This is a genomic window from Lapidilactobacillus mulanensis, from assembly GCF_003946215.1.
Lineage (GTDB): Bacteria > Bacillota > Bacilli > Lactobacillales > Lactobacillaceae > Lapidilactobacillus > Lapidilactobacillus mulanensis.
This window is the reverse complement of sequence record NZ_RHOW01000004.1, coordinates 24,357-40,154: the sequence shown is the minus strand read 5'-3', so window position 1 is coordinate 40,154 and position 15,798 is coordinate 24,357. Positions and strand designations below refer to the sequence as shown.

The window sequence follows — 15,798 nt, the reverse complement described above, 5'->3', positions numbered from 1 at the left end:
GAAACAGAAAAAATTTTGGAAGCTTATCTTTTGCGGCGTAGCGGTATTGTTATTAAGTGCCTGTGCCAAAACGCAGACAGGAGACGCGAGTAGAATTTATGTGGGAATTTCTTGCTATGACCAAACGGATGTCTTTATCAAAGAGCTGGTCACGAGTTTTGAAGGTGAACTGAAACGCAATGGCGACAATAAAGATATTTCAACTCTAGTGACGACTCGTGACGCAGCGGACTCACAACGCCGTCAAAATACGCAGGTTAAGGAACTTATTGACGCGGGTTGCAATGTGCTTCTCGTTAATTTGGTCGATCGAACGGACTCATCTGAAATTATCGAATTGGCCAAAAAGAAAAAAATCCCCGTCATTTTTTTCAATCGAGAACCAGTTACCGAAGATTTGAAGCAGTGGAATAAACTCTATTATGTGGGTGGAAATGCAAAAGAATCCGGTGTAATGCAGGGTGAACTCGCGGCGGATTTCATTCGAGGGAATAATGATGTCGATCGTAATCGAGATGGCAAGATTCAATATGTGGTTTTAGAGGGTGAGCCTGGCCATCAAGACGCCATTATTCGGACAGAAGAGGCAGTCAACACTTTAAAAGCTAGCGGTATTAAATTAGAAAAGCTGGGATATGGTGTTGCCAACTGGAATCGCTCACAAGCCCAGAATCGGATGCTTCAGCTGATCAATCAGTATCAAAATAAGATCGAACTCGTCCTTTCAAATAATGACGACATGGCACTAGGAGGTATTGATGCTTATGCAAAGCTGAATCGAACTGAATCAAGTATTCCCGTTTTTTTCGGCATTGATGGTACGGATGAAGGCTTAGTGGCTGTGAAACAGGGATTGCTCGCAGGAACGGTTTATAATGATAAAGAAGGGCAGGCCAAGAAAATGGCCGATTTGGTCATGATGCTGGAAACAAATGATAACTCAGAAAAAGATTCAAGATTTACTCAGCAAAATTATTTGCCCTACGCGAAAATTACGAAAGAAAATGTTGCTGACTATCAATCGACCAGTTCATCGAGTCGATAAAGGCATTGATAATTTGTTGATGTTGGCGAATTTTGTGGCGGAACTGGGAAACTGCAAGTTTTGAACACTTATTTTGCGTATGGTAGGAGTTTGTTTGGTTCCGTCAGAACGCTGCAGAAAAATGTTGCGCCTCGCTGTGGGGATGACTTCAAGCCTTTTGAAACCCACAAAAGTCTTGAAGCTCACCCTTGTTCTAGCGGGACTTGGGTTTGTGGAGAACTGAATTCTTGCGTAACTCATCCGAGAACATTTAGGAAATAATTTGGTCCCGCAAGAACAATTTCACTGCGAGTCGCAACTTTTTCTTCCGCGTTCTGACTCATCTCGGCAGTTTTATAGTGGTTACTCTAGTTAACGTCTAGTCCTGTGCGACTGACTTGTACTGCAACTTTAATTTCTAGAAGACGAAATGCGGACATGATAATCAATCAAACTCTCAAGCTGAACTATTTAGAGTAAAGACAACAATGTCAATTAAGTTATAGGAACCCAGTTATTCAATTCCTACACTAACTCAAATACGTTTAGGTCGAAAGTGCTGGGGCAGGCAGTCGTGGCAGTGCTAACCATGTTGGCGGGCCGTTTTTGCCCGCCTTACATGGTGGATCGTATTGAAGACCCGGCGTTTTTCCGGGGCTTCAATCGAAGCTCGGAACTTTTTCCAGAGTGTGGCGCAACATGGGTTGAAATCAACAGCTAAGACGTCAAGACACAAGAATCGGGCTTCATTCTTCGTGGCTTGATCTCTTAGATGCTGATTTCAATGTTGCAGAACACGTTTCGGAAAAGTGGAGAGCGGTCCCACAGCCACAGACCTGCCAGCCCCAGCACTTTCAACCGTAAGTAGATTAAAAACGCACAAAAAACGATCACGTCATCAATCGACGTGATCGTCTTACGTTCAATTCAGTTAATCAAACATTTTTTTAGCAGCGCGTGCTAAGGTCTTGAGATCCTTATCGTAACGTGGTGTCTTGACCAAGTTGGCCATTGGAATTCCAGCGAAGTGGTAAGCCGCAATTTCGCCGGAACGGACGGCGCTTTGTTCCGTGAAAATCATCTGGTAAGGCTGTTCTACAAATTCACCAGTGAAGGCGAGGTTGGTCGAATGTGCAGGAATAACCTTGGGACGATCTGTCTTGGCACGATTGTTAAACAAGGCAGAAGCATATGGCATGTAAACAGGAATATTGTTGATAACACTGTCCATAATTTCAGACTCTTTATCACGAATATTACCTGGGCCAGGATCGACTTTAGATAATTGACCGATCAATTCTTGCAACATTTCTTTACCGGTCATCTTGATATATTGCTTGTCGACGAATTCGCCGCGACGACGTGGGTAAAGGAAATAGCCCCAAATAACAGATTCGTTTGGTTTTTGAGTAGTGAAGTGAGGTTGATGGTGAACAACGATCGACATGTTGACATCTCTTTGGCCGAGTTCGGTGATCGGTGAAGTCGAGATGAATGAATTCAAGGCATTACCAGGAACTTGCGTGGTGATCCGAGTGATTTCGTTGAGCAAGACGTGATCACTTGTAGTCAGTGTGAAACTGACCCACTCACTGGCATTGCGATCTGCAAAGAATTTATCGGGATTACCAACGTTATAGAAACGCTCGCTGGCTTTTTTCCATAAACTCGAAGCGGCACCGTAATCCATATTTTCTGCAGCTGGATGATCATAATCGCCCATTGTTGCAGAGTCGGTGATTGATCCGTTGGTGAAAATAACGGCAGTGTCATCGTCGACATCAACGTGTTCTTTTTTGTTGGTCTTGGTATTTAGCATTTCTAATCCCGTGACTGTGATTTCATCTTGCATCGGCGTATCTTTGAAATCCCAGTCAGTGACGAGACGATCTAAGACGATTTTAACGCCTTGATCCTTCAAGTAATTGATCAGTGGCAACATGATGCTCTCATACTGGTTATATCTGGTCCGGTTAACACCGACCAAATGCTCGATCTGCGTGAATTCGTAGATCATCTGGTGCATGTAACGTCTGAATTCTTGAGCGGAACTTTGCAAACGGAAGGCGAAAGTTGTTTCCCACATCATCCAGAAATTGGTATTGAAGAAATGGGGATCATCTTTGAAATATTCGGAGATGGTCACATTGTCCAATTTTTCCTCTTCTGAATCGGGCATGGCAATTAATTTAGTCAACATTAGCCGGTCTTGGTTGTTAAAACCAAGCTTGCCACCATCGATGATGCCTTTGTCGCCTTCTAGTAAACGCGCTTTGTCAAACGTGCGGTGTTTGGCATCGAAGTCGCGTGTATCTTCGGCGGCAGTCATATTTGGCTCTGTTGTTGAAGGGACCCGATTTAAAAGGTCCATCAAATCAACATAGGTCCGATAGTTTAACATGCGGCCACCACGAGCGACGTAGCCTTTTTTATTTTCAAGCGGATGATTCTTATTCCAATACTCATCCGTGACAGAATCAGTGGTGGCGCCATCGTTAGCACCGTGATCATCGAGTGAATAGAAGGTGATCTGATCACCTTGCCATTTGCCTTCTTGAATTAGATAAACGGCAGCGGCCATGTTGGAAAGGCCGGCACCAATCATAATTGCTTTATTTTTTCTCATTGGAAATTCTCCATTCTAAGTGCAATAGTTTTAAAAAATTAACGGGATTCGAATTCGTCGTACAAGTGACTATCGTTTTCAAAAAAGCCGGTTTTTTTGGCGACGTAAGCGACGCCCAAAACGACAGCACCAAGGGTCAAGCTAAGACCGAATAAATGCTTTTTCATATTTTGTCACTCCTTTTCTGATTACGACTTCATCATAGTCGCTTTACTACGAAAACCAATAGACAAAGTCCTAAAAGTGTCTAAAAAAAAGACACCTTGTGTAAGGTGTCTAGTAAATAATTGATTTAAATTAATTAGGCGGTTTTCTTCACGGTTAATCGGGGCTTGAGGCGTGACCAAATGGCATGTAATCCAAAGGCAGATGCAAACGCGAGGCACCAAGTCAGTACATAAATAATGACAATGCCGAAGAAAGTGGAGTGCTGCATTAAAGTTTTACCAAACGTGAGCCAAAGTAATTGTGCCCAGAAAACGTTCGACAAGTAGGCCTTATACGCGAAATTGGCAAAGCTGTGGACGAAATTCGTGAACGGCAATTTGCGTTCGATTTGATAAACGGCGAGTGCAGAAAGCAAACCGATAATGATCAGGTCGAATAAAGTCATCGAAGGTTTGTAGTAGGGTGCATTGGCGAGCATGACCGGATAGCCGAAGTTAAACAGTTCGCGGTTGACCCAAACAAAGATGGCAATGAAAAGAACGACCAAGACGAGCCAGTATTTTTTAACGGTGCGATTATAGAATTCGCGGAATTGCCAAGCTAAAGTTCCGAAGACGCCGTAAATGAAGAAGCTCATGAAGAAACGGTCGAATAAATACCAGTCTTGCATGTGGGGACCGTGGAAAATCTGCGTGTCATAAAAAACTAACCACAAACCTTGAACGATGATGGCTGCGACGAAAATAATCAGGCCACGCTTTGTATTTTGACCGACCCAACGACCGATCGCCCAGAATAGTGGCATCAGAATAATGAACTGAAGCATCATCGTGTTGTACCACAAATGCGGTGAGGCGTTCCCGTTGATAAAATGCCAGAGGAAGCTAGGAAGATCGTGATATTGATTGACTTGTTGCACCCAAGGCATGACCAGCAGATAAACGAATGTCCACCAGATGGTCGGAATAAATAAGCCGTGCCAAGTGCCTTTCATGTACTGGCCATAAGTGAGATCGGTTTTGTCGATGGTGGTACGTGTTGTTGTGTATAGAATGCCGAAAATAAATGCGGGCGCTGTAAACTTGACCAGGTCATAAATCATGCCGATCCAAGTTTGCGCGGTTGTTGATGGGGAAGTTGTTAAAGCTAAACTTAAAATTGTTTGCAACATAACTGCCGTGCAGGCGCCAAGTTTGAGATAATCGCCGATGTCGGCAGAAATGACGGTCAGTTTGTTTGATTTAGTCATGGTGGAACCACCTTTTTCAGATTGTGAGATCGATCAGGTGGTTTGTTTCTGAGTTATTCTAGCAGAGAATAAAAAAATAAGCAAGAATGTGGGGGATCAGAGATAATTGAAAATAATTTTTTGTGGTTCCGGCGAAATTTGTGGTGGGAACTGGGAAACTGCTGTGGGGACGGCTGCAGGATTTCCAAAGTACGGAAATTCTTCCGCCTAAAACCGGAGCTCCTGAAAACCGCAGGATCTCCAGTTTTCCCATTTTGTAAATTCGCAAAAACCGCTCATTAACAAAATTACCACTGCAAGTCCCAGTCCCCACCACAAATTTCGCCTAGTCTATTCGAACGAGCTCGATAAAGATTAACGTTGTAGATTTAATTTACATTTCTAATCCAAACAATATTTTTTTAAACGCGCAAAATGAAAATTGGCAAACTGGATACACGACAGATTTTAAAATAGGCGCAATCTTTCGCTTGAAAAGCTGACATTATCGTCTTTCCAAGCTATTCGGCGCCAATTTAAAAATTTGTCGTGTCCTATTATGCACAGATTTGAAATTCATCACATTTTTTATTTTGTTATTCAGAGTAAAGACTACATTGTAAATCAACTTCCAGGAACCCAGCTATTCATTTCCTACACTAAACTAAAATTAAGTTTAGGTCGAAAGTGTTGGGGCAGGCAGTCGTGGCAGTGACAACCATGTAAGGCGGGCCGCTTTTGCCCGCCTTACATGGTGGATCGATTCGAGACTCGGCGTTTTTCCGAGGCTCAAATCGAAGCTCGGAGCTTTTCCCGTCCTTGGAAAAGCGGAGAGCGGTCCCACAGCCACAGACCTGCCTGCCCCGGCACTTTCGACCGCAGGTAGATCATCTTTTTAACATCACTATTTCAAACCTTCAAAGAATTCTTCCGCTGTTCAACAAACAGTTGAACCAAAATATTAGCCACGACGCGATTGAGATTGGTTTCGGTGGCTTTATTTTCAGTTAGATAAATCGTTCGGAATGGGGGATTGGGAATCAGCCGTGCTAAATGCATTTTTTTACCGGTGGATTGCCAAGTCGTTGCTGGAATAAAGCCGATCCCGGCGTTGCTCAATAATAATTCGCGCAAGGTCGCGGGATCATCGGCTTCGTATTGATAATTCAGCGTGATGCCGTATTGTGCGAAATAATTATCGATCGTGTCGCGCAACGGGCTGTGCAAGCCCATCCCAATCACCGGCATATCTTTTAAATCGGTGGGATTAATATATGGTGAGTTGATTTGAACGCCGGCGCTCCCGACGAAGATTTCTTCGTTGATCAGTGGAATTGCAATGTCCTCTTTCAAGGGCTCGCGCGTTGAAATGGTGAAATCAAACTGGTGCGGTTCGCTGATTGTTGCGATGCGTTGAGTCAATTGGACGGGCGTTTCCGGAAATTGGCTTTGAATACGGCGAACCATTTCTGGAATGAAGCTGGAGGCAACTTCGATCAATAAGCGGATCGGTTGTGTGGGGTGTTTGGCCTTGGAAGTGACCGCATCGATTCCTTGTTGCAGTTCATCCAGCGCGGTAGAGACATACGACAGGAAAAGTTGACCGTTTTGACTCAGCTTGATGGTTCTGCCGACGCGGTCAAAAAGGGTGACGCCTAATTCTTCTTCTAATTGTTGAATCAACTTCGACATTGCAGGTTGGCTGATAAAAGCTAATCGGGCAGCTTGGGTGATGCTTTCAGTCTGGGCGGCCAGCGCGAAGCCTTTTAGTTGTGAGAGGTTCATTATTTTTCCAGCTTTCATAACCTGTAGTTATATTAAATGAATATTAATCATTATACATCAATATATATTCGCGTTAAAGTAATCAAGTGAGATCGATCATGTTGTTTCGGAAAATGATAAATGAAACGATGATTGAAACGTGTGTCTCGTTATGAGTTCATCATAATTAAGCACACTTTGAAAGAAGGGATTCGTTTGGATTCTCTTTGGATTTTCCCTGGACAGGGCGGTCAACATGCTGACATGTTGGCAACCGTTGATCCGGGATTACGAGCCAAGGTTGAAGATCAGTTACAACTGAAATTGTTGGATACTGATGATGCCTATCAAGATTCGGTTCAGTTGCAAGTTGGTATCGAATTATTGCAAGTGGATCAAGTGGATCGTCTGTTGGCTGCTGGTTTTAAACCGCGGTTAGCTGCTGGTCATTCGCTTGGCGTTTTCGCTGCAGCGTATGCGTTGGGTTCGATTTCGGCACCGGATTTATTTAAAACGGTGAAGTTACGTGCTCAGCTCATGCAAGGCGCGTATCCAAGTGGTTATGGGATGGGCGTCGTCGTAGGCTTGACACGGCCTGAAGTTGAGGCATTGGTCGCACAAGTGACGACGAAAGAAAAGCCGGTCTACGCATCGAATCAGAATGCGGAAGATCAGGTCGCCTTATCCGGTCAGTTGGAAGCCATCGATGCCGTCGTTCAGTTGGCAAAAGACAACGGTGCTTCTAAAGCCATGCGCTTGCGCGTGCCGGTGCCTTCTCATTCACCGTTGATGAATGACGTTGCCACTAAACTCGCGGCTTCTTTAGCGGATGTGACGATCGACCGGCCACAAGGTATCTATCTGGCCAACAATACGGGTCATGCCGTTCGACAATCTGGACCGTTACGCGACGATCTGGGTCACAACTTGGCTCATCCAGTTTTCTTCGAGTCAATGATGGCAGTGGCGACGGATTATCAGCCCAACGTGATCATTAATTTTTCTCCCGGGCGTCCGTTTAGAAAGGTGCTCGCGCAGAAGTTCGGCGATATTCATCAGGTCTATTTAGATCAGATGACGATTGCTGACGCAACTTATTTATTGAAAAAATGGGAAAGAGGTTCTTAATTTATGAGTGATAGTGAACGTAATTGGGCCAGCCATCGTGACGCCAAAGCCACGAAGATGGCCGCTGTCCAGCCACTACTTTCTGGCAAGTATGCCAAGACCAATGATGCAAAACAGATTCTTGAAGCATTGATCAGTAGTGGCGATAAGGTCGTCCTTGAAGGCGACAACCAGAAACAAGCCAGTTTCTTATCGAAAATTTTAGCCAGTGTTGATCCTGAAAAAGTACATGATCTGCATATGATCATGAGCAGTATTTCTCGCCCAGAACATTTGGATATTTTCGAAGATGGGATTGCCAGCAAGATGGACTTTTCTTTCGCCGGTCCCCAAAGTACCCGTGTTTCGCAAATGATCGCCGACGGTACGCTACAAGTTGGTGATATCCATACTTATTTGGAATTGTACGCACGTTTATTTGTTGATTTGATTCCTAATGTCGTCTTGGTTGCAGCTGACAAAGCCGACCGTGACGGTAATCTTTATACTGGTTACAACACCGAAGAGACACCTGTGATCGTTGAATCAGCTGCATTTAAAGACGGGATCGTTATTGTTCAAGTCAATGAAGTCGTTGATAAATTACCACGTGTTGATATTCCTGCTGATTGGATCGACGTCGTTATTCCTGCAGACGAACCTTATCAACTCGAACCATTATTCACCCGTGATCCACAAAATATCACCGAATTACAGATTTTAATGGGCATGATGGCTATTCGTGGGATCTACGAAAAGCACAATGTTCAGTCTGTTAACCATGGTGTTGGTTTTAACACGGCCGCAATTGAATTACTCTTACCAACTTATGGGGAGCAATTAGGCTTGAAGGGTAAAATCGTTCCTAACTGGGAAGTTAACCCAACGCCAACGTTGATTCCTGCAATCGAAAGTGGTTGGATCCAATCGATCCACAGTTTCGGTGGCGAAGTCGGCATGGAGAAATACATTGCTGCACGTCCCGACGTCTTCTTCGTTGGTAAAGATGGCACGATGCGTTCTAACCGTGCTTTCGGTCAAATGGCCGGTCAATATGCGCTGGATATGTTTGTTGGTTCAACGTTGCAGATCGATCAATTCGGTAATTCTTCAACTGTCACCAATGGTCGTTTGTCTGGTTTCGGTGGTGCGCCTAACATGGGTTCAAATCCAACGGGTCGTCGTCACTCAACGCCAGCTTGGCAAAGTCTTCGTCCTGACAATGATCCATTAGGTAAGGGACAAAAATTAGTCGTTCAAATGGTTGAAACGTTTGGTTCAAGTAAGAAACCTGTTTTCGTTGATCACTTGGATGCTGAAGAAGTTCGTAAAGAAGCTAAATTGGCTAACGTGCCGATCATGATTTATTCCGAAGACACGACGCATATCGTGACTGAAGAAGGGATCGCCTACTTGTACAAGACGGATAGCATGGCTGAACGCCAAGCTGCCATCGAAGCTATTGCTGGTGTTACACCTGTTGGTTTGCGTAGCAATGCCAAGACGCTTAATGATTTGCGTGCTCGCGGTATCGTGGCCTTGCCTGAAGACTTGGGTGTTCGTCGCACGGATGCTAAGCGGTCATTATTAGCTGCACAAAATATGGAAGACTTAGTTAAATGGTCGAAGGGTCTTTATAATCCACCTGCTAAGTTCCGTAGCTGGTCATAATCAGATGACGGCCGTAACTAATTATCAAAAAATCGCCGATTTAGCAGTCGCCGCTTTGGATTGGGAAGTTGATTTTACACCGAAGCCTGGGTTAGTCGATGCCATTTCGAATGGTGCTCATCAAGATATGGATGCCGCATTGTTTCATCGTTCTGCGGCGAGTCTGCACGATTATTTCGTGCAATTAGGTGCCGTTGCTGAGGGACGGGCGCCTAATGACTTGTTGCGCGAACAGATCGGCAGCTTGGGTCGCACCGCTGAGAAAAGGATGTTTGCCGCGACGAACGGTGTGAATACACATAAGGGTGCGATTTGGGCGTTAGGTTTGCTGGTCACCGCTTATTGGCTGCAACCCGCGGCAAATTCTGCGCAATTATTAGCGATTGCGGGGCAACTCGCCCGGATCGATGATCCTGGCAATGAATCGGTCACCAAACAAACCTATGGTCAACAAGCCCAACATCAATATGGGATCGGTGGCGCACAAGCTGAGGCACAGAGTAACTTTCCGCATATTGCCCGTCTGTTGGAATTACCGTTGACGACTAAAGATGATTGGTTGCGTGCGCTGTTGACCTTGTACGCGACGGTCGATGATACGAATGTGATCCATCGTTCGGATCTGGCGACGTTACGATTTTTGCAGCAACAAGCTAAACGAATCGCGCAAGCTAGTGAGCCGGTTTTGAAAAATTCGGAGTTTGCTGGCTTGGCCGATTTTACAATTGAAAAAAATATTTCGCCTGGTGGCAGCGCTGATCTTTTTGCCGCGACGAAATTCTTAAAGACTTTACCCAAACAAGATTTAGCCGAGAGGAGCGTTTTAGATTATGGAAAAATTACATTTCAACTATAAAGCAACACAACCGATCGACCATCCCGTCCATGTTGGCGTCGTTGCTTCAGGTGACTTAGAAGTATTATTGCGTCCAACTGATAAAGATGGCGCAGAATTGGCTATCGTGACTGGTAGCGATGGTTTCAAAGAAACATGGGAACATGTTCTAGACCGTTTCTTCGATCGTTACCCAATCAAAGCAAACTTTGAAATTAATGACTTTGGTGCAACACCCGGCGTAGTCAACCTACGTTTAACTCAAGCAATGGAGGCGTTGAAAGATGAGCAATAGTTTCGTAGAATTACATGCACGCCAACGCGCCGAAGCCTTGTTAGACGCAGGCACTGGCCGTGAATTGATCGGTCCTTTTGACGACATGATCTCACCACACTTGGAACCACAAGGCATCGTGCCTGAAAGTGATGACGGTATCGTGATCTTGAAAGGCCAGATCAGTGGTAAAAATGCACTGGTCGTTGGTATCGAAGGTAATTTCCAAGGCGGCGGTATTGGTGAAGTAAGTGGTGCCAAAATCGTTGCTGCTTTGGAACACGCTTTGGCCGACAATAAGGCTGGCAAAACCGTTTATCCGATCATCATCTTGGATACAGGTGGCGTTCGTTTGCAAGAGGCTAATTATGGCTTGCTCTCAATTTCAGAGATCCATAACATGGTCGTTGCTCTTAAAAAGTATGTCCCAGTTATTGGCCTGGTTCCTGGTCGTGTGGGTTCATTCGGTGGTATGTCGATCACGAATGCACTTTTGTCATATGTGATCGGGACTAACCGTGCCCGTATCGCCTTGAATGGTCCAGAAGTCATCGAACAAGAAGCTGGCGTTCAAGAATTCGATTCTAGCGACAAGGATTTGATCTGGAGCACGTTGGGTACGAAACAACGCCAAGCTACCGGAATCATTGACGAAGTCGTTGATGACGACGTGGATGCTTTCAGAAATGCCATTACCAGTGCCATCAATGAAAATAAAGATAGCCATCGCGATCAACAAGGTGATTTTTACCTATCGTTGCTGGATCAACTCGATCCTAGCCAACCTTTGGATATTGATGGTTACAAGAAGTTATACAAGCAAGTTAAGACGACTGAACATCATCTGGCTGCTGCAACTGAGGGTAGCAAGCCAGGGACGAAGAGTCGTGGCCGTCAATGGTTCGAACAATTGACGGGCATCAAGAACGCGCACAGTGATGTGCCAACCGTTTTACACGCACAGAAAAATGGCCGTGAGTATATTGCTATCGTGGCCGATGAAAATAATCGCTTCCCACGTGTTCGCCACGGTGAAGTTGGTTTGGTTGAAGGCTATACCGTTGCATCGGTTGTTAATGATTTGATCAAGGCTGATGCCAACAAAGCTGAAAAGACACCGTTGATTTTAGTCGTCGATGTGCCTAGCCAAGCTTATGGCTACAAAGAAGAATTGATCGGGATCCACATGTCTTTGGCTGCCAGTGCCAGTGCCTATGCACGCGCACGTCAGGCCGGTCACAAAGTCGTTGCCTTTATTCCTGGCGACGCCGTATCCGGTGGTTTCTTAGCACATGGGTTGCAATCGAATCGCTTGATCGCACTCGATGACCTTGATATCACGATTCAAGCCATGAGCAAAGCCAGTTCTGCCCGTATTACACAACGGACGATCGCCGAATTGGAAGAAGCCACGAAGCATGTTCCCGCAATGGCTTATGATATTGAAAATTATCAAAAATTAGGTTCACTTTACAAACTGATTTCTGGTGTGAAGAGCTATGATTCTAGCGCTAAGGCAATTTCGACTGTCGAAGGCGTGATCGATGAGGCTTTAGCAGACTTAGATAACAAGCCCACAGATTTGAGTTTCCGTTACACGAACCCGATCGCTGTCCAAAGTGGCCGTGTTGCCACAAATAAGGTACGCCGTTTGATGGACGAACAATGGAACGGCTAATGCCACACACACTGATCAAGTTGAAGGATCCGACGTTATTATTAACGGCGGATCCTTTGCCAGTGTGGACAGAAAAAATATTAAACTTAACTTCGTACGTGATCGTGCGTCGAGGTGAGCAGCAGGACCGAATTCCAGTTGGCATTCGCGGCTTCCAAAAAAGCCAGCGCTTCGGCACTTGGATCCATCCCGATAATTGGTTGGCTGCGGTGACGCCGCAACAAGCGCTGCAATATTTACCGAAGCTTTCGTCCACGCGCCGGCAGCTAAAACCGTTTCAAACTTTGGACGCCATCACCCCGCTTTTGAAAACTTACGAATGGGGTGTCGGTGGTTCACTGGCTTATGAATTGGTGACCGGTATTGAAATGGCGCGTCCAGAAAGCGACGTGGATGTGATCATGACACTGCCAAAGCAGCGGATAACGCCTCACGAAGCGCAACACTTGATCGCCGAGCTACGCACGATCATGGGTGCCCACGCGGATATTCAAATGGTGCAGGGACAATACGGCTTTTCACTGGAAGAGTATGCGGCTCAACGGACGGCAGAAATTCTCGTGAAGACTAACGAGGGTCCGATTTTAAGCCAAGATCCTTGGCAATTAATGACAGAAATGGATGACTAGAAATGACATTGGTTTCGTTGGCGAATGGTCAACAATTAGCCGTTGAACAACAGGGTGACGTGCAAGATCAACCTCTGATTTTCATCAACGGCTTCGGCAGTTATAAGGAAATTTGGACCGGGCAACTCGACATGTTGGCCCAATTATCGTATCACGTGATTCGGTATGATTTTCGCGGGCAGGGTGGTTCTGCAGGCGATTATGCGCAATCCCTTGATGATTTGGGCGATGATCTCGCGGGCTTGATTGAAAAATTGCAGCTCGACCAACCGATCCTGGTGGGCCATTCAATGGGCTGTAGCGTGATTTGGAATTTACGCCAGCGTTATCCTAGCTTGGCGGTCAAAGCCATTGTACTAGTCGATCAGCCGCCGAAAATGATCAATGATTCGGAGTGGCCGTATGGCTTTGTCGGCGTCAATGAGAATAACTGGCAAGAAAAGTACGCCACCAAACCTGCCGTTCGCGAAACGTTGCATGGTTTCGTTGATCGTATTTTTCGACCGTTTAGTATTGCCCAGACCAACGCCCCGTTTTCTCGAGAAAAGGGTCTGCCATTGTTGAAGAGTCATTTTCGTGCGGATTGGCGGCAAACCGCTTGTCAGGAAACCAGTCCAACACTATTTATCTCTGCCAAACAGAGCCCTTATTATCGCCCAGGTTATGGCGCTTGGGTCGCCGAGCGGAATGCGGTTGCTAGTCAGGTTCTGATCGACGATTGTGGGCACGATATTATGGCCGAAGTTCCCGACCGATTTAATCAAACGCTGCGCCATTTCTTACTGAAAACGCGTGGTCGCCGAGAAAAATTAGGCGGTAAATCGTAAATGAAGACCGAAAATCAAACTCATCAAGAAAATCCTGCCTGCCATGCCGGCATGAGCTGCCACGAAGGCTGTCCTTGCGCGGGTTATCATGGTGAGTGTCATTGCCAGATGTTAGACGAAACGCAGTGTGCTTGTCGAAGTTTATGTCATTCTAAGAAAGATTAACCCTAAAATCGGTCAGAAGTGACCGATTTTTTTTGCTCTTTTTTTGATAATATTTTCTGAAAGTTGGTCTACCTTCGGTCGAAAGTGCTGGGGCAGGCAGTACGTTGGCTTGTGGGACCGCTCTCCACTTTTCCAAGTGCGGGAAAAGTTCCGAGCTTCGATTTGAGCTTTTGCACAAACCGCAAAATCTCAAATCGATCCACCATGTAAGGCGGGCAAAAGCGGCCCGCCAACATGGTTGTCACTGCCACGACTGCCTGCCCCAGCACTTTCGACCTAAACTTATTTAGTTTAGCGTAGGATTTTAATAGATGGGTTCCTGAAAGTTGGATTATCAAGGTAGCCTTTACCCTAAATAACAAAAATGTCATGCAATAAATATTATCGAGCTCTTCCGAATAGACGAGGCGAAATTTGTGGTGGGAACTGGGACTGCAGTGATATTTCTGTTAACGAACGGCCTTTGTGAGTTTACAGAAAGGGGAAATGTGAGATCCTGCGGTTTTCAGGAGCTCAGATTTCAGGCGGAAGAATTTCCGTACTTTGGAAATCCTGCAGCCGTCCCCACAGCAGTTTCCCAGTTCCCACCACAAATTTAGCCGGAACCACAAAAATCTATCCAAGCGAAGATTGAATCTTTCAGCGATATCAGTATAATCCCATCCCCAAAACTCACATTCCCGCCACTTTTGCTTTCCTGTGTTACGATTAAACTAAGGAAAGGAAGCTTTACATATGAACATTGCATTTGTGACCCCATTTCTTTCGGGGCAAGGTGGGACCGAGACAGTCCTGATCAAAGTCCTGAATTATCTCACGCAAAACACCACCAACAATCATTATCAACTCGTTTTAACCGAAGGATCGCAACATAAACAGTGGCTGCAACGATTAGACCGCCGTGTTGAGATCGTGCAGAATCCGACGCGCAATCCGATCATTGTTCGCTCATTTACGCGGCATTATATGGCCAATACCACCGCGGAATTGGTGATCTGTTTAGGATCTCGCCCAATTTTTGTGGCGGCGCAGATCCGCAGGAGGATGCAGCGACCTTATAAAATTGTCTCTTGGATCCACAGTACGTTGAGCAATGTGACTTGGTTTGATACGAATTCGTTAAAAGATGCTGACGCGCATTTAGCCATCAGTGGCGGGATCGCCGAGCAAATGCGTGGCTTTGATATTCCGGCTGACCAAATTTACACGATTTATAATCCAGTTACACCTGCACAACAGCTGATTGCTCGGAGTCATGATAATGAACCGAAGCATTTTATTTTTATCGGGCGGATCCAGTATCGTGGTCAGAAGAATCTGAAGAGTTTACTTGGTGCTTTGCAAAATCTGCACGGTAATTGGGTGATCGATTTCTATGGTGCGGGTTCTGGGTTGAATAAGTGTAAGGCGTTTATCAAGCGCCATCCGCAGTTGAAATCACGCGTTCGTTGGCATGGTTGGGTGACCGATCCGTGGCCGCAAATTCAGACGGCGGATGCGCTGCTGTTGAGTTCGAAATTCGAGGGGTTGCCCATGGTGTTGCTTGAAGCCATGAGTCATGGGGTGCCTTGTATTGCGGCGGATTGTCCCACGGGTCCGGCGGATATTATTGAAGAAGGGCGCACGGGGTTCTTGTACCCGTTAGAAGACAGCGGGAAATTGCATCGTGCACTCAAGCAAGTTGTGCAAGATGATCCGTTTGTCGATGAGCGGGTGGTTCAAGCAAGTATCGATCGTTTTTATGATCAGAATTATTTCACACATTTGCAAGCAGCCTTAGTTAAAATTGCCCAAGCTTAAAT

Annotated in this window: 13 protein-coding genes; 9 read left to right on the top strand and 4 right to left on the bottom strand. The window is 45.6% G+C overall.

What is annotated here, in order from left to right:
* The first annotated feature begins 100 nt into the window (after window positions 1-100).
* A complete protein-coding gene (locus EKM67_RS01775) occupies window positions 101-1,045 on the top strand; it encodes a galactose ABC transporter substrate-binding protein (protein ID WP_225417270.1) in 945 nt (314 codons plus the stop codon).
* A 910-nt stretch (window positions 1,046-1,955) separates the two neighbouring features.
* Here the strand turns inward: EKM67_RS01775 and EKM67_RS01770 are convergent.
* The 4 genes from EKM67_RS01770 to EKM67_RS01755 all read right to left on the bottom strand — a co-directional run bounded on the left by EKM67_RS01770 (window position 1,956) and on the right by EKM67_RS01755 (window position 6,831).
* Window positions 1,956-3,650 (bottom strand): oleate hydratase, encoded by a 1,695-nt coding sequence (locus tag EKM67_RS01770; RefSeq protein ID WP_125576677.1) that lies wholly within the window; start codon window positions 3,648-3,650, stop codon window positions 1,956-1,958.
* 38 nt (window positions 3,651-3,688) lie between these two features.
* Window positions 3,689-3,817 (bottom strand): methanol dehydrogenase, encoded by a 129-nt coding sequence (locus tag EKM67_RS01765; protein WP_125576675.1) that lies wholly within the window; start codon window positions 3,815-3,817, stop codon window positions 3,689-3,691.
* A 134-nt stretch (window positions 3,818-3,951) separates the two neighbouring features.
* Window positions 3,952-5,067: an acyltransferase family protein gene (locus EKM67_RS01760; protein WP_125576672.1), complete on the bottom strand. Its 1,116-nt coding sequence runs from the start codon at window positions 5,065-5,067 to the stop codon at window positions 3,952-3,954.
* Between the two features lie 888 nt (window positions 5,068-5,955).
* Window positions 5,956-6,831: a LysR family transcriptional regulator gene (locus EKM67_RS01755; RefSeq protein ID WP_125576670.1), complete on the bottom strand. Its 876-nt coding sequence runs from the start codon at window positions 6,829-6,831 to the stop codon at window positions 5,956-5,958.
* Window positions 6,832-7,026: 195 nt separating this feature from the next.
* On the opposite strand from EKM67_RS01755, the gene EKM67_RS01750 reads away from it, so the two are divergent.
* The 8 genes from EKM67_RS01750 to EKM67_RS01715 all read left to right on the top strand — a co-directional run bounded on the left by EKM67_RS01750 (window position 7,027) and on the right by EKM67_RS01715 (window position 15,796).
* Window positions 7,027-7,938 (top strand): acyltransferase domain-containing protein, encoded by a 912-nt coding sequence (locus EKM67_RS01750; RefSeq protein ID WP_125576667.1) that lies wholly within the window; start codon window positions 7,027-7,029, stop codon window positions 7,936-7,938.
* Window positions 7,939-7,941: 3 nt separating this feature from the next.
* Window positions 7,942-9,588 (top strand): malonate decarboxylase subunit alpha, encoded by a 1,647-nt coding sequence (gene mdcA, locus EKM67_RS01745; protein WP_125576665.1) that lies wholly within the window; start codon window positions 7,942-7,944, stop codon window positions 9,586-9,588.
* A 4-nt stretch (window positions 9,589-9,592) separates the two neighbouring features.
* The gene (locus EKM67_RS01740; RefSeq protein ID WP_125576663.1) at window positions 9,593-10,444 is read left to right on the top strand and encodes a triphosphoribosyl-dephospho-CoA synthase; all 852 of its coding nucleotides are present in this window, start codon (window positions 9,593-9,595) and stop codon (window positions 10,442-10,444) included.
* Window positions 10,419-10,718: a malonate decarboxylase subunit delta gene (locus EKM67_RS01735; RefSeq protein ID WP_125576661.1), complete on the top strand. Its 300-nt coding sequence runs from the start codon at window positions 10,419-10,421 to the stop codon at window positions 10,716-10,718. The genes EKM67_RS01740 and EKM67_RS01735 overlap by 26 nt, the downstream gene beginning before the upstream one ends.
* Window positions 10,708-12,375 carry a biotin-independent malonate decarboxylase subunit beta gene (gene mdcD, locus EKM67_RS01730; protein WP_125576659.1) on the top strand — a complete coding sequence of 556 codons (1,668 nt, stop codon included), beginning with the start codon at window positions 10,708-10,710 and terminating at the stop codon, window positions 12,373-12,375. Before EKM67_RS01735 ends, mdcD begins: the two co-directional genes overlap by 11 nt.
* Entirely contained in the window at window positions 12,363-13,004 is a 642-nt protein-coding gene (locus tag EKM67_RS01725; RefSeq protein WP_125576657.1) for a malonate decarboxylase holo-ACP synthase, read from the top strand. The genes mdcD and EKM67_RS01725 overlap by 13 nt, the downstream gene beginning before the upstream one ends.
* Before the next feature lie 2 nt (window positions 13,005-13,006).
* Window positions 13,007-13,831 carry an alpha/beta fold hydrolase gene (locus EKM67_RS01720; protein WP_125576655.1) on the top strand — a complete coding sequence of 275 codons (825 nt, stop codon included), beginning with the start codon at window positions 13,007-13,009 and terminating at the stop codon, window positions 13,829-13,831.
* Window positions 13,832-14,731: 900 nt separating this feature from the next.
* Window positions 14,732-15,796 (top strand): glycosyltransferase, encoded by a 1,065-nt coding sequence (locus EKM67_RS01715; RefSeq protein WP_125576653.1) that lies wholly within the window; start codon window positions 14,732-14,734, stop codon window positions 15,794-15,796.
* Window positions 15,797-15,798 lie beyond the last annotated feature (2 nt).

Bases quoted from the DNA above. Each gene is read 5' to 3' on its own strand.
- EKM67_RS01770 (WP_125576677.1), bottom strand. From the start codon at position 3,650: ATGAGAAAAAATAAAGCAATTATGATTGGTGCCGGCCTTTCCAACATG.
- EKM67_RS01765 (WP_125576675.1), bottom strand. From the start codon at position 3,817: ATGAAAAAGCATTTATTCGGTCTTAGCTTGACCCTTGGTGCTGTCGTT.
- EKM67_RS01760 (WP_125576672.1), bottom strand. From the start codon at position 5,067: ATGACTAAATCAAACAAACTGACCGTCATTTCTGCCGACATCGGCGAT.
- EKM67_RS01755 (WP_125576670.1), bottom strand. From the start codon at position 6,831: ATGAACCTCTCACAACTAAAAGGCTTCGCGCTGGCCGCCCAGACTGAA.
- mdcA (WP_125576665.1), top strand. From the start codon at position 7,942: ATGAGTGATAGTGAACGTAATTGGGCCAGCCATCGTGACGCCAAAGCC.
- EKM67_RS01740 (WP_125576663.1), top strand. From the start codon at position 9,593: ATGACGGCCGTAACTAATTATCAAAAAATCGCCGATTTAGCAGTCGCC.
- EKM67_RS01735 (WP_125576661.1), top strand. From the start codon at position 10,419: ATGGAAAAATTACATTTCAACTATAAAGCAACACAACCGATCGACCAT.
- mdcD (WP_125576659.1), top strand. From the start codon at position 10,708: ATGAGCAATAGTTTCGTAGAATTACATGCACGCCAACGCGCCGAAGCC.
- EKM67_RS01725 (WP_125576657.1), top strand. From the start codon at position 12,363: ATGGAACGGCTAATGCCACACACACTGATCAAGTTGAAGGATCCGACG.
- EKM67_RS01720 (WP_125576655.1), top strand. From the start codon at position 13,007: ATGACATTGGTTTCGTTGGCGAATGGTCAACAATTAGCCGTTGAACAA.
- EKM67_RS01715 (WP_125576653.1), top strand. From the start codon at position 14,732: ATGAACATTGCATTTGTGACCCCATTTCTTTCGGGGCAAGGTGGGACC.